The following is a 16,956-nucleotide window of genomic DNA, read 5'->3' on the forward strand; positions in this document are numbered from 1 at the left end:
AATAGGCGAAAGACACTTGCCTGCCGGTTTAAACAGCCGGTCTATTCAACCGGTTTATGCAAGGATCAGGCCGTGCGGCCGATTTCTCTTTCAAAGGTGCAAGCTTGGAAAAGAAAGTGCGAAGAGGCACAGCCAGGGAACCAGATGGCGCCCGAAGGGCAGGGCGCGCGGCACCGGTCTTGCGCGCATGGGACCGATCAGAAGCGACTCGACCAGACCGCTCAGCGCGGCGGCGAACAGGTAAGTGGGCATCTGGATCGGGTCCATCCACAAGGCCGCCGCCGCAATCAGCTTGACATCGCCGCCACCGAAAAGCTTGCGGCCTGTCAAACGGCCCGCAAGGATCCGCGAACCCTCCAGCGCAAGGAGCAGGCCGGTGGCGCAGATCAGGCGCGGCAAGGCTGCGGAGGGGGACAGAGCCAGCCAGCCACCTCCCGCCACCGCCACGCCGATGTTGAGCAGGTCCGGGATCAGTTTGTACCGCGTGTCGAGGCGAAAGATGGCCAGGCCCAAGGCGCCAAGGCAGGCAAAGGGCAAGACCGCGTCGCCTCCGAATCGCACCCAGCCGCCCAAGGCCATCCCGACGGACGCCAGCGCCATGTCGCGGCGGTCTCGGGCCTCCAGCCAGGCTAGAATCTGGTGCAAAGGCGTCATGGGGCGGGCGCCGCGCCAGCGGGCGGATCGGTCACCGGCGCAAAGGCATCTGGCGACAACACGGCCGGATCGGCAGGGGCGGCTCCATTCGGGTCATCCGGGCCTTGTGGTGCTGCAGGACCGTCGGGGGGGGGCGTCGCCGCGGCCTCGGGGAGCGAGGTTGCCGCCGGAACCAGCAGCAGCGCCACTTCTCCCGCCGCGCTTTGGAAAATCGCGCGGCCCGGCTCAACCTTCTCCAGTGTCAGCCCCAGCGCGGACTGACCGGGTCGCAGAAAATGCGAGGGGCCGTCCCGCCCTTCGCCAAGATAGGCGGCACCGGGCTCAGGGGTCAGGACCAGCCCTTGAAGCACGGGCGTCGCGGCGGCGGACGGGGGCGCAGGTGGCAGGGCAGGGGGAACCGACACGGCGGCGGGCACCGCTTCCGGTTCGGGCGGTGGCAGGCGCGAGGGCGAAAACAAGGGATGCGCTGCAAGGGCTGAAAGCACCACCTCAGGTGCGGGTTTGCCGACGGAAAGGGCCGCGGTCGAAGCAGCCTGCCGGGCCACGGGCGCGGGTCCGCCGCCGGACCCGTTCTGCCAGATCAAGGCCGCCAGCAAGACCGCCGCCAGGGTCAGCATCACATGCATCCGCGTCATGGACTGACCTCTGCCGCCCAGGCCGACAGCGACAGGGTCGCCGACAGAGGTCCGTTTTCCTGCCCTTCGCCTTGCAAATCCAACTGATCCACCCGGATCAGCGGTTGCGCGGTTTCGATGGCCCGCAGGGTCGCGGCAATCTGCGGCTCGGTCCCGCGCAGGTGGACGGTGACCAGAAGATGCGACAGGGGCGGCTCGGCCACTGGCGGCGCGGATTGCACCTGCAAGACCTCGGTCCCGCCCTGATCCGCCAGACTGCGCACCTGCGCCTGAAACGCGGCGGCAGTTCCGCCTTCGGTCGTGCCCGGGATCAACTGGGGTGCATCGCTTTGCCCTGCCGCGAAAGGCGCGTTGACCGCGCGGGCCAGCCGATCTTGCAGCGCGCGGGCCCGGTCCATCGCCTGCCCGGCCTGCCAAAGCAGATCAAATCCCAGGACAAGCACCACCAGCGGAGCCACGATCACGACAAGGATGGCGCGAACCGGCAAGCGCATCACTTTGCACCTCCGGCCTGCCCGGTGATGGTGAAGGAATATAGCCCGGTTGCGGGATCAAGCGCCGAGGCCCCGGCGAAATCCACGGCCTGGAACCCTCCGGCCTGCAGGGCAGGAACGATGGCATCGGGCTGCGTGCTTTGTCCGGCAATCTGGAAGCCATCAGGCTTCAGGCGAAGGGTCAGAAGGTAGCTGTTCAGGGGAAGGTTGCCGGCCAGGCCGTCCAGTTCCGGCACAAGGCGGGCGTCGGTCAAGTGGCCGGCGATGGCGCTGGCGCGGTCAGACTGCAGGGCGCGATCCTGCGACAGCCGATCCAGCCGTGTCAGGCTTTGCGCGGCCCGCGCCTCGGCATCGGTCTGCAGCCAAAGGCTGGCCCCGGCCAACCCCGCGCCCAGAACCATCAGGAAAAGCCATAGGGCCGCCCCAAACCGCAACCGCCGTCTGCGGGTGGATCCGTCCAGCCGCAGACGGGCCGCCCCGATCCTGACTTCGCAAAGCCGCCCACCCCGCGCCTCGGCCGCATCGGCCAGCGCGCGCACCGGCGCTGCCGCGATCAGGGCCAGCCGCAAGCGCCGTTCGGCCGGACCGGGTACCTCGGCCCAAAGGAAAGCACCCGGCGCCCAAGGAGAGACGGTCTCCAACCGGGCAGTGATGGCGGCTTCGCGCCGATCAGGGGTGGCCTCGGGCCGGTCAATCTCACGCCACAGCGCGGCGTCAGGATCCATCCGCAGGATCAGGCGACCCCGGTCGGGCAGGCTCGACGGGTTGGTCAGCGGCCCGACTTCGGTCATCCCGCGCAAACGCGGCGGCAAAACATCCTCCAGCGCCTCGGCCAAGGCTGCGAAGGGCGACAAGACATCAGGGGTCAGCGTCATTGCGGCATCTCCATCGGCCAGGACCGCAAGAGCTGATGCATCCGGCCCAGACGGTCGCGCAGGACGGAAAAGCGCACGAATGGCAAAGGCGTTTCGCCCGGAGCCGGCAGCGGCCTGATGTCGATTTCGAAAAGCCCGGGCTGCGGCGGGGACGCTGTCAGATCCACGCCCGCCGCAACCACGGCCGCAAGTCCCGGGCGCAGGTCGGGGGGCGCGAGGTCGGGCGACACCATGCTGCCGTTGCCCAGAAAGGTCAGGTCCGGGGCGATGCGGCGCCAAAGTGCGGGATCGCCCTGAAACAGCGGGGCGAATTCCCACGGGCCGGCCAGCGCCCCCGGCGGCTGAGTGCTGCGGACGGCAAGTATGGCGCGCGTCAGATGCAAGGCCTCGTCCGGGTCAGCGCCGCGCAGCTGAAGCAGTGTTTCCAGAACCTGGGGCCGGGCATGGGCCGGGTTGACCATCCCCGCCGCCGCATGGACGCGGGCCTCGACCCTGCCGCCGGCAATCGTCAGGAACATGGGCGTGCCATCCTCGGGCAGATCCTTGCGCCCCAGACGGTCCGAGATCGCGGCAAGGGCGGAGTCCTCGGTCAGGCTGCGGTTGAAGACGGCATTTTCGGCGGACAGCCCCTGCAGACCCGATTGCCCCAGCCGAAGGGCCACCCCGGTCAAGGCGGCCAGAATGGCCAGACCGATCAGCACCATCAAAAGAACGGCCCCTTCTTCGCGCGGCATCAGGGAAATTCCTCGGCGGACAGGGGGCAGGATCCTCCGGGGCCAAGGGCACAGGCGGCGGGAAGAAGATCGGGCAGGGCCGCGACCAGTTCCGGCACTTCGGCTCGGGCGTCGGTGACGGCAAAGGCACGCGGCAGACGGTCCTTTGCCGTCCAATCGCGCTGCCAATGTCCGGCGTCGTCCAGAAAGCGGAATTCCACTGCCGCCTCTGCCTGCCATAACGTGACCGGGGGGCCGCCCGCTGAAGTGCGGGTCAGGGTTGCCGTGTCGATGCGGTAGCGCACCAGACTGGGCGCCGGCTGGGCGTCAGAGGCGGTTGGACGGGGAACCTCGGGCAGGTCTATGGCCAAGGCGCTGCCCACAAAGACCGGATGACCAAAGCCATCGTCCAGCCAGATGGCATGGTCCGCATCTGCCGACAGCGTGGCCCCGGCGCGGGCGAAGGCCTCGGCCTCGCCGCTGGCCTTGGCGGCACGGTCGGCACCCGAGGCCGCGACATGCAGCGTCGACAGCACCGCCGACACCACCATCGCGCCCAGTGCCAGTGCCACCAGCGACTCGATCAGGGTGAAGCCCGCCTCGCGCCCTGTCATCGCAGCACTTCCAGCCGCGTGAGGCTGAGGCCGCGCCCACCCGGCCACCGGATTTCGACCTGCCGCAACGCTAGTCCCGGGGTCTGAGGCGTGACCTGTACCTGCCAGATCAAATCCCCGGTCTGCCCCGCGCCAAGGCTGTTCTCTGCCAGAAGCCGTCGCGCCAGATCGCGGGCGGCGGTTTCCTGCGTGATGCGCGCCTCGACCCGGCCTGACTGGACCAGCAGCTGCATCGACAGGATCAGCGCCAGACTGGCGATCATCAACGCGGCCAGAACCTCGATCAGGGAAAACCCCGCCTCGTCAGGGCAGGGGCGTGGTGACGGTGCCGACCTCTGGCGCAACGCGGGCCAGGATGAGGTGGCGGTCCGGACTGGCCAGCGTGACCCCGCCCCCGTCCGAGCTTCCGTCGGGGTCGAACCGGAGGGAGTTCCCTTCAGGCTGAAGGGTAACGGCCCACTGCGGGCCGAAATCCAGCCTGCTGCCATCGTCGGCCACCAGATCATGACCGCTGTCCCCGACCCGCAGTCCAAGCGGGCGCCCTGATTGCATGGCGTGGTCGCGCGTCTGGCGCAGCCAGTCGCCCAGGCTGGCCCGCAGCAAACCATCGCTTCCCGGCAGGCCGTGGCCGACGACAAGGCCGGCCGCGAGTGCCATGATGACCAGAACGACCAGCATCTCGGCCAGGGTGAACCCGGCCTCGGCCCCATCCTGTCCTGCCCGGCTCGCATCATGGCGCGTTGCCCGCCACCAGATCGGCCGCATCACCCTCGCCTCCTTCCTGACCATCGGACCCAAGGCTGGACAGCCGATAACCGGCCCCATCTGGCGTCGCCTGATAGGCGTAAGGATGCCCCCACGGATCAGGGGCCAGAGCCTTGTCCAGATAGGGTCCTGACCAGCCCTTGGCGTCGGCGGGCGCAGTGGTCAGCGCCCCCAGCCCCGCCGCGCTGTCGGGATAGCGTCCGATGTCGAGGTGATACAGTTCCAGCGCGGTCTTGTAGGAGGCCAGCTGGATCTGCGCGGTCTTGACCTTCGACGCCGTCATGTAGCCGATCACCCTTGGCCCGACCAAAGCCGCCAGCAGCGCTAGGATCAGCAGGACCACCAGCAGTTCCACCAGTGTAAAGCCGTCTTCGGTTGTGTCCTGCATCGTCTGGCCTTTCACAAAAACAAATCGTTGACCGAGATCATCGCCCCGATCACGACATAGATAAGCGATCCGACCCCGGTCGAGATGACAAGGATGATCAGCGGTTCCAACAGCGTCAGCGCGCGGTCCAGCGCGATCCGCGTCTTGTCGTCGAAGACCTGCGCCGCCTGCGAAAGGCTTTGCGCAAGGTTGCCGGTTTCCTGTCCGACCCTGATCAGGCTTGACAGAAGCGGCGGAAAGCGGCGGTCGGCTTGCAGGGGGCGGGTGACGTCGCCGCCCGCACGCAACTCCTGCTCCATTTCGCCCAGCTTGCGGGCGAGGCCGGGCGAGCTGGTGGCACGGCGGGTCAACCGCAAAGCCTCGGCAAAGGGCAGGCCGGCTTCGGTCAGCATGGCCAGCGTCCGGGTCAGCGCTGCCAGGCGGGCGGTCCGGATCAAGGGGCCCAGCGCAGGCAGGGCGGCGGCCGCTTCTGCCAATGCGCGCTGCACGGCGGGGCGGCTGCACAGCCAGACACTGACCAGCACGGCCAGACCCAGCGCCGTTGCGACCTCTGCCCCATGCGCCGCGATCAAGTCCGATGCGGCGATCAGACGCCGGATCGCGGCATCCCCGCCAGAGGCGAGCGGTTGCGGCGGCAGGATGGCCCGCAACTGCGGCACCACGGTCAGGGCTATCAGCGCGACCGCCGCGATGGCCACGACCAGCAGAAAGGCGGGATAAACCATCGCCGAACCCACCTTGCGCCGCAAATCGGCCGCGCGCGCCCGTCCCTCATGCAGGCGGGTCAGGACAAGGGCAAGGGTCCCCGCCGTTTCGGCCAGCGCAACAAGGCTGAGATAGGTTTCCGGGAAGACCCCCTCTTGCCGCCGCATCGCTTCGGCCAGACCGGTTCCGGCACGCAGATCCTGCCGCAGTCCGCGCAGGGCCGGGGCCATGCGTGGATTGCCCTCGTCGCCCTGCAACAGGTCTATGGCCCGGCCGACCGGCACGCCAGCCGCAACCATCCAGGCGAGTTCCTGGGTGAAAAGGGTCACATCCGCGGGTCGGGGTCTGGCTGTCCCGAACAGCGCTGCGCCAAGGCGGGTCCCGTCTTCAGCCATCGCGCACCACCCGCAGAACCTCTTCGACCGAGGTCACCCCCGCCATGACCTGCCGCAATCCATCCGCCAGCAGCGAGGTCATGCCCTCGGCCACGGCGGCGCGGTGCAGGCTGGCGGGATCGGTGCCGCTGATCACCTTGCGCCGCAGCGTTTCGGACAGGGTCAACACCTCGAAGATCGCACGGCGGCCGTAATAGCCCGTCTGGCCGCACTGGTCGCACCCCGCGGGGACATAGGTCTCGACCACCACGCTGGGGTCGAAGCCGGCAGCGGTCAGCACCTCGGGGGCGAGGGGCAGGGGGCCGCTGTCCAGCTTGCGGCAATGCGGACACAGCCGGCGCACCAGTCTTTGGCCCAGCGAGACGCGCAAGGTCGCGGCCAGCAGATAGGGCTCGATCCCCATTTCGGTCAATCGCACCACGGCGGCGGCGGCGGAATTGGTGTGCAGCGTCGTCAGCACCAGATGGCCGGTCAAGGCGGCCTGCACCGTGACGGCAGCCGTCTCGGCGTCCCGCACTTCGCCGACCAGCAGGATATCGGGGTCAGCCCGCATGAAGGCCCGCAACCCGGTCAGAAAGTCGAGGCCGATGGCGGGGTTGACCTGCACCTGTGCGATGCCCGCGATGCGGTATTCCACCGGGTCCTCGATCGAGATGATCTTGACCCCGGGGCTGTTCAACTCGGTCGTTGCGGCGGCCAGTGTGGTGGTCTTGCCGCTGCCGGTGGGTCCGGTCACAAGGATCAGCCCATGGCTTTGCGCCAGGCCAGCGCGCAAGGCGGCCTCGTCGCGGGGCGTCAGGCCCAGGCCAGCGATGCGGGGCAGGCTTTGACGGTCGGCGAGGATGCGCAGCGCTGCACCTTCGCCCTCGATCATCGGCAGGGTGGCGCAGCGCAAATCGCGCGGGCTGCCACCGATCACGGCCCGGAAATGGCCGTCCTGCGGCAGGCGACGTTCGGCGATGTTCAACCCGGCGAGGATCTTGATCCGGGCCACCAGCGCCCGACCCGTCGCCGGCGGCACCCGGGCCAATGGGCGCAACAGCCCATCGACCCGCGCCCGCACCTCTGTCCCGCTGGCGGAGGGTTCGAAATGCAGATCGGTGGCACGTTCGGCCACGGCTTGGGCCAGCAGCCGGTCCAGCAGGGCAATCACCGGAGCGTCGATGGCGCTGTCATCGGGATTTTCGGCCACGGCGGGCTCTTCGGCGGCGGGACCCTCGACGGCCCCGGCCAGCGCGTCCAGCCGTGCAAGAATGGCCGGGCGCGAGGCCACGTAAAGTGCAGGCCTGCGCCCCAGCGCCGCCGTCAAGGCTTCCAGGGCCGCCGCATCTCCCGGGTCGGCCAGCGCCACACGTTCCGTGATCCCGTCGTCAAGCCCCAGCGGCACGATCCCGGCCGCGCGCAAGAACCGCAGTGACAGCCCGGCGGGCAAGGTCAGGTCGGCCGGCCAGTCGGTCTCGGCCATCAGGGGCAAGCCATGCGCCGCTGCCCGCGTCCGGGCCAAGGCCACCGGATCGCCCCCTTCCAGGCCGGCGCCGTCGCTGGTCATTGCCCGCTCATCAGTTGCATCTTGGCGCGCAGTTCCGCGCCTGCCGCCGCCGCATCCTGCTGGTTGCGCACCACATGGGGCGTGATGAAGACCACCAGTTCTGTCCGCCCGCCGCTGTTGTTGGCGAAATTCGGGATCAGGCCGAACAGCTTGTTGCGGGCTTTCGATGTCTCGGACGAGATCAGACCGCCCAGAACGATGGTCTGCTTGTCATAAGCCGCAACCCGTGTGGTGATGGAACGTTGCCGCAGGGTGGGCGTCAGGGTGGTCGTGCCATTCGGCGTATCGCCCACCACGGCGGAAAGCTCTTGATCCACCTGCAGGTTGACGAGGTTGTTCTGGCTGACCTGTGGCGTCACGCGCAAAATCACCCCGGCGTCGTGATATTCCACCGTGTTCACCGTCGGTGCATCTGGCGCCGTCGTCTGGGTGACCTGCTGCGTGACGATCGGCACCTGTTCCACCACCTTGATTTCGGCCTGTTCGTTTTCAAAGGCCACAACCGACGGGGCCGAGATCACCTTGACCTTTGTCACCTGCGACAGGTTGCTGATGATCGCTTTGGGGCTGACGCCCGACCCCAGCGTCAGGTTGAACCCCGGATAGCTGCCGGAAAGCGTCGCGGAACTTCCCGTAGACACGTTGGCATTGCCGGCTGAGCTTTCCAGATAGGCCTGCACCCCCATCTTGGTCGCATCGTTCAGCGTGACCTCGACCAGCATGACGTCGATCAGCACCTGAACCGGCGGACGGTCCAGCGAGGCAAGTAGTGTCAGCGCCTGATGCAGGATCGGGGCCGGGGCGCGCAGGATCAGCGTGTTGTCGCCATCGTTCGGGGTAAAGCGCACGACACCGCCGCCCGGATCCGCCGCCAGCCCGCTGACCGCGTTGCCCGAGGGTTGTGGCAAGGCCACAGCCTGCGCCCCGTCCGTCCCGCCGCCCGCGGTGCCCGAATTCAGTGCGGCGGTGGCTTGCATCTCTCCGGTGGCATCCGCCGGTTGCTGCGGCGCCGCCGGGGCGGGCGCCGACGTGGCGCCGCCCAGCGTGGCGTTCAACAGCTTGGCCAGATCCGAGGCCTTGGCATATTGCACCTGATAGACCTGCACGTCACCTGCCTCGGCCCCGCCAGTCTGATCCAGCCTGCGGATCCATTTCATCGCCGCCGTCAGGTCGGGTGCGCTGCGGGCCATGACAAGAAGCGCGTTCGACTGGTCCAGCACCTGGACCCTCCAGCCCGAAGCGGCGGGTTCGGTATCGCCAAGCGCTGCAAGGTCTGCGGCCACCGCCGCCGCCGAGGCATTCTTGAGAAAGGCCAGCCCGGCATTCGGCTTGGCCATCAATCCGCTGTCGAGCGAATTGACCAGATCGGCCACCGCCGCGCGGTCGGCCGAATTGCCGCGGACCAGCAGCATGTCGTCGCTGTCGGCGGCGCGGATCGTGCCCTGCGGCACGGCAAATCCGTCCAGCAGCGCGAGCATCCGCTTGGCACCGACATGATGCAGCGGCAGTGCCGTCAGACCATAACCCTGCGTCGCCATCGAGGCCGTTATTCCGTCCCCGGCCGCCGAAATCTGGTACACCGCCCCCTGCTTTGTCAGGATCAGGCCGTCGGCTTTCAGCGCCTCTTCGAACAGCTGCAGAAGCTTGTCAGCCGGTACAGGTCCGCCGGTTGCCAGTGTCACCCGGGCATCGGTGCCCGGCGTGATCGTGTAGGTCGCGCCCAAGATATCTGTCAGCAGCGATTTGGCGGCGACATCCACCGTCACCCCCTGAAGGTTGACGGTATAGCCTTCTCCGGCTGGCTGGATGCCCGGCGGGACGAGTTGTTCGGTGCCGGTGTCGTCGAAATAGACCACGCGGGTTGCATCGCTGCCAGCCCGGGTCGCGCCGCCGCGTGCGGAAGGCCCCTGCGCCGAAAGATCGACCCCCGCCAGAAGATTGTCACCGCCGCCCGAAGAGCCGCTCGATCCCATGCAGGCTGACAACAGGCCAAGCGTCAAAGCGCCCGCCAGTGCCGCCATCCAGCGCCTTGCAGGTGCCGTCCTGCCCGTTGTCCCGGGCCATCCCAATCGCATGCTTGCTCCTGCTTCCATCCGGACTTCGGGTTGGACCCCGTCGCGCCTCGTTCCATGCCATCCCGCATCGAAGAGCGCAGTCAAGGCCTGCGGGTCAAGGGATGCAAGGTCAATCAACCAGAGATGTAGAACCCGTGATATCGCCTCTGTAAACCCCAAGCAGAGATGAAAATGGACAGCCGGCGCTGCAAAGTGGATGCCGGCCCAACCCAAGTCGCTGCGGATCTGCATGGCCCTTGCCGGATCGGCTGCGACCCTTGCGGTCGGGCCAATCCCACGGCGCAGGGTCGGGCGGGTTCAGGCCGGATCGACCGGCTTGGCCGCTTTCCAGCGCAGATGATCCACCAGCAGCGCCAGCGCCGGCGAGGATTGACGGCGGCTGGGGTAATAGAGGTGATAGCCGGAGAAGGTCGGGCTCCAGTCCTCCAGTGTGCGCATCAGGCGACCTGCGGCGACCAGATCATTGGTCTGATCCTCTGGCAAAAGCGCCAGCCCGTGCCCGTCTACCGCTGCTGCACGGCAAAGGGCCGGGGTGTTGAAGGTCAAAGGTCCTGTGACACGCACATTCAGCGGTTGGCCGTCCTTGGCAAATTCCCACACGTAAAGGTCGCCCCGGGTTTCCAGCCGCAGGTTGATGCAGGCATGGCTGACCAGATCGCGGGGATGGGTCGGGTGTCCGGCACCGGCGAAATAGCTGGGCGCACCCACCACCATCATCCGCATGTCCGGACCGATCCGCACGGCAATCATGTCGCGGTCCACGCTTTCCCCCAAGCGAACGCCGGCGTCGAAGCGGTCTGCCACGATATCGGAAAAGCGGGATTCCACGATCAGTTCAACCTCAAGCTCGGGATACTCCGGCAACAGGCGAGAGATGCGCGGCCACAGGATTGTCTCGGCGGCATGGGTCGAACAGTTGATCCGCAACAGACCCGAGGGCCTTTCCCGCAACGAGGACAGCGCCTCGATCTGGGCGTCGATCTCGTCAAAGCAGGGCAGAAGGCCTGCGGCAAGACGCTCGCCGGCGAGGGTGGGGCTGACCTTGCGCGTGGTGCGGTTCAACAGGCGCAGACCCAAGGCGTCCTCCAGCCGGCGCACCGCCAGACTGACCGCCGATTGCGAGGTGCCAAGCCTGGCTGCGGCCTGGGTGAACCCATGCTCTTCGATCACGGACAGAAAAACCTTCAGATCGACCAGATGTTCGCGCCGCATTGGCCCGCCTCATTCATTCGCCACGGATATCAAGCTTATCTCAATTGACCGCATTATCATATGAAACCCCGGCCGTATATTGGCGGCCAGCAGAAGGAGTTTCCCGATGAAGACACGCAAGCTTGGCCCGGACGGTTTTGAAATCTCATGCCTTGCCCTTGGGGCGATGGGTTATGGCGAATTGCACGATCGCGCAGCCCTGATCGCGACCTTGCGCGGCGCGGTGGATCGCGGGGTGACGCTGATCGACACTGCCGAGGTCTATGGCCCTTGGGTCAATGAAGAAATCGTGGGCGAGGCTTTGGCTCCCCTGCGCGGCAAGGTGAAGATCGCCACGAAATTCGGCTGGGACATCGACCCGGTGACGGGGGTGCATCGCGGCACCGTCAACAGCCAGCCCGCGCAGATCCGCCGCGCTGTCGAAGGCTCTCTCCGCCGCTTGCGGGTCGATTGCATCGACCTGCTCTACCAGCACCGCGTCGATTCCGATGTCCCGATGGAGGATGTGGCCGGAACCGTCCGCGACCTGATTGCCGAGGGAAAGGCGCTGCATTTCGGCCTGTCCGAGGCGGGGGCCGCCTCTATCGCCCGGGCCCATGCCGTGCAACCGGTGACCGCCCTGCAAAGCGAATACTCGCTTTGGACACGGGAGCCGGAGGCGGAAATCCTGCCTTTGATTGAAAAGCTGGGGATCGGGCTGATCCCCTACAGTCCCTTGGGCAAGGGCTTTCTGACCGGCAAGATCGACAGTGCCCAAGCGTTCGAAGCCAAGGACATCCGCAGCCGCACGCCGCGCTTTGCGCCAGAGGCCCGTCAGGCCAATCAGGCGCTGATCGAGGGGCTGGGGCAAATCGGCGCGCGAATTGGGGCCACCCCGGCGCAACTGGCGCTGGCCTGGCTTCTGGCGAAAAAGCCCTTCATCGTGCCCCTCTTCGGCACCCGCTCCCTGACCCGGCTGGAGGAAAACCTCGCCGCCGCCGAGGCGCACCTGTCGCCGGATGATTTCGCCGCCATCGACGCGCTTTCCGCCGCCTTCCGGGTGGAGGGTGCCCGCTATCCCTCCGATGTCATGGCCTATTCCGGACGCTGACATGACCACCAACTTCCGCGTCCTGGCCACGCTGGCCGTGCTTTTGGGCTTTGCCTCGATCTCGACCGACCTGTTCTTGCCCGCTTTGCCCTCCATGCAAGCGGCACTTCATGCGGCGCCCGGGCAGATGGAGCTTGTCGTTTCCACCTACCTGTTCGGTTTTGGCTTCGGCCAACTTCTCTGGGGTCCGATCAGCGACCGCTTCGGGCGGCGTGGGCCGATCATGCTGGGGATTGCGGTTTTCGTTCTGGGCTCGGCCGGATGCGCAGTGGCGACGGCGGCGTGGCATATCCTGGTCTGGCGCGTGGTTCAGGCCCTGGGGGCGAGCGCGGGCGTCGCCCTGGCCCGCGCGATGGTGCGCGACCTATACGAGCGGGACCGGGCGGCCAAGGTCATGTCAGGGTTGATGACGGTGATGGCCGTTGCCCCGCTGATCGGCCCCAGCTTCGGCGCGCAGCTTCTGACGCTGTGGTCGTGGCAGGCGATTTTCTGGGTGCTGGTGGCCTTTGGCGGCGCGACCCTGCTGGCCGTGGCGGCCCTGCCGGAAAGCCTCGCCCCCGACAAACGCAGCAAGGGGGCCATCGTGGGGGCCTTCGTCGACTACGCCAGCCATTTGCGCAACCGCGGCCTGATGGCGCCAGCGGCGGCACTGGGGTTCTACTACCTTGGCGTTTTTGCCGGCATCGCCGGGGCTCCTTTTGCCTATATCACCTTTCACGGCCTGTCGCCGCAGGCCTATGCGCTGGTCTTCGGGTCGGGCATCGTCGGGTTGATGGCGGCGAACATGGTCAATGCGCGGCTGGTGACCGTTTACGGCAGCCAACGGATGCTGCTGATCGGCACTGCGGGGGCGGCGCTGGCGGGGCTTGCCTTCGCGCTGGTGACCTGGACGGATTGGCAGGGCGCGGTGGGACTGGTGATCGTGAACCTCGCCTTCACCGCGATGAACGGGTTGATCGCGGCCAATGCCGTGGCGGGGGCGCTGGCCAGCGTGAAGCGCGCGGCGGGCAGCGCCTCGGCCGTCGTGGGGGCGGTGCAATATGGCAGTGGCATGATCGGGGCGGCGCTGGTCGGGGCCTTTGCCAATGGCACACCTGTCCCCATGGGTGTCGTGATCGCCATCTCCGGCTGCGGCAGCCTGATCTGTGCATGGGTCGCCTGCGACTAGCCCAGACCATCCACGGGAAGGCCCCTTCGCCCCGCATAGGTGGCCAATTCGAGCGTCGTGGCACCGTCGCGACCTGCCGCTGGGCTGTCCCTTTTGGTCCGGCGGCAGGTCGGATGCGCGGCCAGATCCGATGCCGGGTTCTGGTCCGTCAAGGTGGCCTGGATGCTGCGGTGGTGCTGTTTCGACCGCCGCCCGACAAATGGGGTCTTGCCGCCCCGTCCGAGGCCCGGAGGGGCGCGGGGCTCTGTCGCCGATGCCCACCCGTCTGGCGCGACCGGTGGGCGGGGTCGGCGAGCCTGAACGTCGCGGCCTTCGACGGCAAGACGAAATCGGCCATGGATCGCGTAGGTGCCGGCTGGACATCCATGACCTTTGCAAGGTCAAGGGCCTGCTCGGTTGGGACGGCGTGTGACAATCGGAGGATTGCACGCGTGCAATCCTGTGTATCTATCTGAATAATAATGGTTTTTATATTTTGTTAGGATATTGTTAACCCGCGATGTCACGCCCGGACCCTGCATCGAAAGGCTGCGCCAGCGTCGTGCATGCTTGGTGGCGTGGGTCACCCCCCCCGATGCTGCGGCCTTTCTTTTCGGCTCCTTGCGCGTCTGGCCGCAACCGTGCTGAATCAGTCCTTCATAGTGCCGCAGGGTGACGTTTCCCGCTGCGGGCCACCGGCAAGGGTCCGGTCAAGCCCTGGATCGGCGCTGAGGCCGGGGTCGCCGCGGGATTTCGGTGCCACCGTGCACTGTGTCTTGCGACGGCCGCCAGACGGTTGGCTGCGACTGCATCAGGTGCAGCGCGGCAGGGCCTGGCTTCACCCGCGCGGCGGTCAGCAGGATCGGGCGGTTTTCTGTGACGACCTGACGGTGGTGGCCCTGCGGCCCACGGCTGCGCACGGCCTGTGCCAGACGCTGGACGAGTGTCAGGGTGACGATCCGCACCAGATCTGTCACCGAGGCCCGCTTTGTCGACCGGCCCTGGTGCCTTGGCGGGCCTGTATGACTTCGGCCGTATCGCGTTGACCGGGAAACCTCCGGCGCGGCACGCCCCCGGTTGGGGGCCGCTTTTGGCCCGGTCAGAGGGCCTAGGTGCAGCGCGGCAGGATCGCCTCATGTGGCACGACGGGCGGAGGCGGACTGTCCAGCCTTGCCACCGACACCAGCGAGAGTTGCCCCGCGCAGCCCTGACTGAGGGCCGAGGCGCCGCCGTCCGAGGTCAGGCTGTTGGGGTTGCCGTTCACGCAGTGCTTGCCTGCGCCCGGCAGATCAACCGGGGCGTACCAGGCGCCGGTCGCCAACTGGATCACGCCGTGGCGCAGGGCTGGCGAAGGGTCCGCCGCGGCCAGAACGGCGCCCCGATTGTTCCAGATGCGGATGACGTCACCGCGTTGAATGCCCAGACGCGCGGCATCTTCCGGGTTCAGGCGTGCCACGTCGCGCCCGTGGTGTTTGGTGGCCATGCTGGTCGCGCCGAAATCCAGCTGGCTGTGCAGCCGCCCCGCCGGTTGATTGGCGATCAGCTGAAAGGGATGCGTCGCGGCCAGCGGCGCGCCCAACCACTCCACCGGGGGCAACCACGCCGGATGACCGGGCAGGCCCGCCGCCGCGACCCTGTCCGAGAAGATCTCGATCCGACCGGACGAGGTGCCCAAGGGGTGACGGTCGGGGTCGAGATGAAAGCGCCGGATATCGCCATCGCCGACGCGCAGGGGCAGGGGCAGAACCATGCCTTGGCGGAAGTCGTCAAAGTCAGGTGCGGTCAGCCCAAGGTTGGCCAGCGCCTTTTGGGTTGGCGCGTACAGCCGCCGCAGCCAGCCCTCGGTGTCCAGACCATCGGTGAACCGCGCCCCGCACCCCAGCCTGTGCGCCAGTGCGGCAAAGATGTCGTAGTCGTCGCGCGCCTCGCCCCGGGGCGGGGCCAAAGGCTCCATGGCGACAAGGAAGGGATCGTTGCCGCCCGCACCGATATCCTCGCGCTCGGCGGTCACGGTGGCGGGGAAGATGATATCGGCATGGGCGGCGCTGGCCGTGCCCACGCTGTCATGCAGGATGATCGTGTCGGGCTTGGCGAAGGCCTCGGTCAGGCGGGTCAGGTCCTGATGGTGGTGGAACGGGTTGCCGCCGGCCCAGTAGACCAGACGGATGTCGGCATAGGTGCGGGTCTGCCCCATGTAGGTATAGGATCGGCCGGGATGCAGCAACAGTTCGGAAATCCGCGCCACCGGGATGAAATCGCCGACCCGATTGGGCCGTTGTGGCAGCGTGGGCAGGGGCACGGACAGTGCAGGCTTGCCGATGTTGCCGATGGAGCCCAAACCATAGCAGAACCCCGCGCCGCGATGGCCCCCCTGGCCCAGCATGGCGCTGAGGGTCAGGGCCATCCAGACCGGCTGTTCGCCATTCTGGGCGCGCTGCAGGGAATAGGTCACGTTGATCAGCGTGCGCCGGGCGGCGGCCAGATCGGCAAGCGCCGCAATCTCGGCGGCGGGAACCTCGCAGATCGCGGCGGCCCAATCCGGGGTTTTGGCTATCCCGTCGCACTCGCCCGTCAGGTAGGCCAGAAAACGGTCGTAGCCGATGGTGTAGCGGTCCAGATAGGCGCGTGAGGTGCGGCCTGTCTGATGCAGGCGATGGGCCATCCCCAGCATCAGGGCGACATCGGTGCCCGGGCGCGGGGCAAGGCGGGTCAGGCCCGGCAAGGCGGGGATGTCATCCTCGATCGGGCTGACCGAGACGACGCGGCAGCCGCGCGCGGCGGCGCGGGCCAGCACCGGCCCGACGCTGTGCCGGGAATTGCCGCCCGGGCTGACAGCGGTGTTGCGCAGCGGCAGCCCCCCGAAGGTCAGCAGCAGTTCGGTGTCGGTTGCCAGTTCCTCCAGATAGGGATGATCGCGGGTCAGCTTCAGCGGATTGCCCCAAACCATCGACAGGATCACCGCCCCCGCCGCCGAGGAATAGGTGTCCACGCTGGACACATGGCCGCCGAAGGTCGCGTTCAGGAAGCGGTGCAGCTGGCTTTGCGCGTGGTGGAACCGCCCGGCAGAGGCCCAGCCGTAAGAGCCGCCAAACACCTTGGCACCCGGCAAAGGGCCCGTGTCGGGAAGGTCTGCCGCAGCCCCCAGCCGGGCCAGTTCGGCTGCGGCAAGGTCAAGCGCCTGATCCCAGTCCATCTCGACATAAGGATCGCGGCCGCGGCGAGGATCGGGCCCCGGTCCATCCGCAAGCCAGCCGCGCCGCACCAGCGGGCGGCGCAACCGCGCCGGATGGTTCAGCGCGGCCGAAATGTTCGCCAACAGCGCCGAAGGCTCGGGGTCCTCGGCGAAGGGTGTGATGTCCAGCCCACCGGTTGGGTTTTGACGCGCGCGGAAGGTGCCCCAATGGCTGCTGTGCTGACGAAAACGCGGGGGCGAGGTCATGGGATTGATCCGGACAAGGGGGATGTCGCAAAGCCACGGTCACCCTGCCTTGCGCGGGACGGCGGGGCAAGGGGCTTGGCACGCCTCGTTTGAGACCGCTGCGGCCGCCGCTTTCGCGCCGGACGGGCCAGCCCCAAAACATGGTATCCCGGTCAAGGGTCAGGTTTGGCACCGGGATTGTCACCGCGACGGGCCCTGCCGGGGCT

The 16,956-nt window shown here is 67.5% G+C and carries 17 protein-coding genes; 2 read left to right on the plus strand and 15 right to left on the minus strand.

Features of this window, described 5'->3' with window-relative positions:
- Nucleotides 1–90 precede the first annotated feature (90 nt).
- From AC1Y2B_RS10345 to AC1Y2B_RS10405, 13 genes are all read right to left on the minus strand, one after another.
- Nucleotides 91–654: a prepilin peptidase gene (locus AC1Y2B_RS10345; RefSeq protein WP_482253003.1), complete on the minus strand. Its 564-nt coding sequence runs from the start codon at nucleotides 652–654 to the stop codon at nucleotides 91–93.
- Nucleotides 651–1,289, minus strand: coding sequence for a hypothetical protein (locus AC1Y2B_RS10350; protein WP_482253004.1), 639 nt, complete (start codon nucleotides 1,287–1,289; stop codon nucleotides 651–653). The genes AC1Y2B_RS10345 and AC1Y2B_RS10350 overlap by 4 nt, the downstream gene beginning before the upstream one ends.
- The gene (gspM, locus tag AC1Y2B_RS10355; protein ID WP_482253005.1) at nucleotides 1,286–1,783 is read right to left on the minus strand and encodes a type II secretion system protein GspM; all 498 of its coding nucleotides are present in this window, start codon (nucleotides 1,781–1,783) and stop codon (nucleotides 1,286–1,288) included. Before gspM ends, AC1Y2B_RS10350 begins: the two co-directional genes overlap by 4 nt.
- Nucleotides 1,783–2,658: a hypothetical protein gene (locus AC1Y2B_RS10360; protein ID WP_482253006.1), complete on the minus strand. Its 876-nt coding sequence runs from the start codon at nucleotides 2,656–2,658 to the stop codon at nucleotides 1,783–1,785. Before AC1Y2B_RS10360 ends, gspM begins: the two co-directional genes overlap by 1 nt.
- Nucleotides 2,655–3,392: a hypothetical protein gene (locus AC1Y2B_RS10365; protein ID WP_482253007.1), complete on the minus strand. Its 738-nt coding sequence runs from the start codon at nucleotides 3,390–3,392 to the stop codon at nucleotides 2,655–2,657. The genes AC1Y2B_RS10360 and AC1Y2B_RS10365 overlap by 4 nt, the downstream gene beginning before the upstream one ends.
- On the minus strand, nucleotides 3,392–3,985 hold the full coding sequence (locus AC1Y2B_RS10370) for a PulJ/GspJ family protein (RefSeq protein WP_482253008.1): 594 nt from the start codon (nucleotides 3,983–3,985) through the stop codon (nucleotides 3,392–3,394). Before AC1Y2B_RS10370 ends, AC1Y2B_RS10365 begins: the two co-directional genes overlap by 1 nt.
- Complete coding sequence (locus AC1Y2B_RS10375) at nucleotides 3,982–4,329, minus strand: type IV pilus modification PilV family protein (protein WP_482253009.1); 348 nt, start codon at nucleotides 4,327–4,329, stop codon at nucleotides 3,982–3,984. The genes AC1Y2B_RS10370 and AC1Y2B_RS10375 overlap by 4 nt, the downstream gene beginning before the upstream one ends.
- Nucleotides 4,289–4,750: a GspH/FimT family pseudopilin gene (locus tag AC1Y2B_RS10380; RefSeq protein ID WP_482253010.1), complete on the minus strand. Its 462-nt coding sequence runs from the start codon at nucleotides 4,748–4,750 to the stop codon at nucleotides 4,289–4,291. The genes AC1Y2B_RS10375 and AC1Y2B_RS10380 overlap by 41 nt, the downstream gene beginning before the upstream one ends.
- Nucleotides 4,716–5,138 (minus strand): type II secretion system major pseudopilin GspG, encoded by a 423-nt coding sequence (gene gspG, locus AC1Y2B_RS10385; protein ID WP_482253011.1) that lies wholly within the window; start codon nucleotides 5,136–5,138, stop codon nucleotides 4,716–4,718. The genes AC1Y2B_RS10380 and gspG overlap by 35 nt, the downstream gene beginning before the upstream one ends.
- Before the next feature lie 11 nt (nucleotides 5,139–5,149).
- Complete coding sequence (locus AC1Y2B_RS10390; RefSeq protein WP_482253012.1) at nucleotides 5,150–6,238, minus strand: type II secretion system F family protein; 1,089 nt, start codon at nucleotides 6,236–6,238, stop codon at nucleotides 5,150–5,152.
- Nucleotides 6,231–7,787: a GspE/PulE family protein gene (locus AC1Y2B_RS10395; RefSeq protein ID WP_482253013.1), complete on the minus strand. Its 1,557-nt coding sequence runs from the start codon at nucleotides 7,785–7,787 to the stop codon at nucleotides 6,231–6,233. Before AC1Y2B_RS10395 ends, AC1Y2B_RS10390 begins: the two co-directional genes overlap by 8 nt.
- Entirely contained in the window at nucleotides 7,784–9,808 is a 2,025-nt protein-coding gene (locus AC1Y2B_RS10400; protein ID WP_482253014.1) for a secretin N-terminal domain-containing protein, read from the minus strand. Before AC1Y2B_RS10400 ends, AC1Y2B_RS10395 begins: the two co-directional genes overlap by 4 nt.
- A gap of 351 nt (nucleotides 9,809–10,159) precedes the next feature.
- A complete protein-coding gene (locus AC1Y2B_RS10405) occupies nucleotides 10,160–11,074 on the minus strand; it encodes a LysR family transcriptional regulator (protein WP_482253015.1) in 915 nt (304 codons plus the stop codon).
- Nucleotides 11,075–11,180: 106 nt separating this feature from the next.
- Between AC1Y2B_RS10405 and AC1Y2B_RS10410 the strand changes: the two genes are divergently transcribed.
- Both AC1Y2B_RS10410 and AC1Y2B_RS10415 read left to right on the plus strand, forming a co-directional pair.
- Nucleotides 11,181–12,164 (plus strand): aldo/keto reductase, encoded by a 984-nt coding sequence (locus tag AC1Y2B_RS10410; RefSeq protein ID WP_482253016.1) that lies wholly within the window; start codon nucleotides 11,181–11,183, stop codon nucleotides 12,162–12,164.
- Nucleotide 12,165: 1 nt separating this feature from the next.
- Nucleotides 12,166–13,332, plus strand: coding sequence for a multidrug effflux MFS transporter (locus AC1Y2B_RS10415; protein WP_482253017.1), 1,167 nt, complete (start codon nucleotides 12,166–12,168; stop codon nucleotides 13,330–13,332).
- A gap of 689 nt (nucleotides 13,333–14,021) precedes the next feature.
- Here AC1Y2B_RS10415 and AC1Y2B_RS10420 read toward each other — a convergent pair.
- On the minus strand, nucleotides 14,022–14,288 hold the full coding sequence (locus AC1Y2B_RS10420; protein ID WP_482253018.1) for a hypothetical protein: 267 nt from the start codon (nucleotides 14,286–14,288) through the stop codon (nucleotides 14,022–14,024).
- Between the two features lie 131 nt (nucleotides 14,289–14,419).
- A complete protein-coding gene (locus tag AC1Y2B_RS10425; RefSeq protein WP_482253019.1) occupies nucleotides 14,420–16,750 on the minus strand; it encodes a molybdopterin-dependent oxidoreductase in 2,331 nt (776 codons plus the stop codon).
- Nucleotides 16,751–16,956: the final 206 nt, after the last annotated feature.

The organism is Stagnihabitans sp. (genome assembly GCF_964946895.1).

Coding starts and splice junctions, on each gene's coding strand:
- AC1Y2B_RS10365 (WP_482253007.1), bottom strand. CDS start 3,392: ATGCCGCGCGAAGAAGGGGCCGTTCTTTTGATGGTGCTGATCGGTCTG.
- AC1Y2B_RS10360 (WP_482253006.1), bottom strand. CDS start 2,658: ATGACGCTGACCCCTGATGTCTTGTCGCCCTTCGCAGCCTTGGCCGAG.
- AC1Y2B_RS10370 (WP_482253008.1), bottom strand. CDS start 3,985: ATGACAGGGCGCGAGGCGGGCTTCACCCTGATCGAGTCGCTGGTGGCA.
- AC1Y2B_RS10415 (WP_482253017.1), top strand. CDS start 12,166: ATGACCACCAACTTCCGCGTCCTGGCCACGCTGGCCGTGCTTTTGGGC.
- AC1Y2B_RS10345 (WP_482253003.1), bottom strand. CDS start 654: ATGACGCCTTTGCACCAGATTCTAGCCTGGCTGGAGGCCCGAGACCGC.
- AC1Y2B_RS10425 (WP_482253019.1), bottom strand. CDS start 16,750: ATGACCTCGCCCCCGCGTTTTCGTCAGCACAGCAGCCATTGGGGCACC.
- AC1Y2B_RS10410 (WP_482253016.1), top strand. CDS start 11,181: ATGAAGACACGCAAGCTTGGCCCGGACGGTTTTGAAATCTCATGCCTT.
- gspG (WP_482253011.1), bottom strand. CDS start 5,138: ATGCAGGACACAACCGAAGACGGCTTTACACTGGTGGAACTGCTGGTG.
- AC1Y2B_RS10395 (WP_482253013.1), bottom strand. CDS start 7,787: ATGACCAGCGACGGCGCCGGCCTGGAAGGGGGCGATCCGGTGGCCTTG.
- AC1Y2B_RS10380 (WP_482253010.1), bottom strand. CDS start 4,750: ATGCGGCCGATCTGGTGGCGGGCAACGCGCCATGATGCGAGCCGGGCA.
- AC1Y2B_RS10405 (WP_482253015.1), bottom strand. CDS start 11,074: ATGCGGCGCGAACATCTGGTCGATCTGAAGGTTTTTCTGTCCGTGATC.
- AC1Y2B_RS10400 (WP_482253014.1), bottom strand. CDS start 9,808: ATGGCGGCACTGGCGGGCGCTTTGACGCTTGGCCTGTTGTCAGCCTGC.
- AC1Y2B_RS10390 (WP_482253012.1), bottom strand. CDS start 6,238: ATGGCTGAAGACGGGACCCGCCTTGGCGCAGCGCTGTTCGGGACAGCC.
- AC1Y2B_RS10350 (WP_482253004.1), bottom strand. CDS start 1,289: ATGACGCGGATGCATGTGATGCTGACCCTGGCGGCGGTCTTGCTGGCG.
- gspM (WP_482253005.1), bottom strand. CDS start 1,783: ATGCGCTTGCCGGTTCGCGCCATCCTTGTCGTGATCGTGGCTCCGCTG.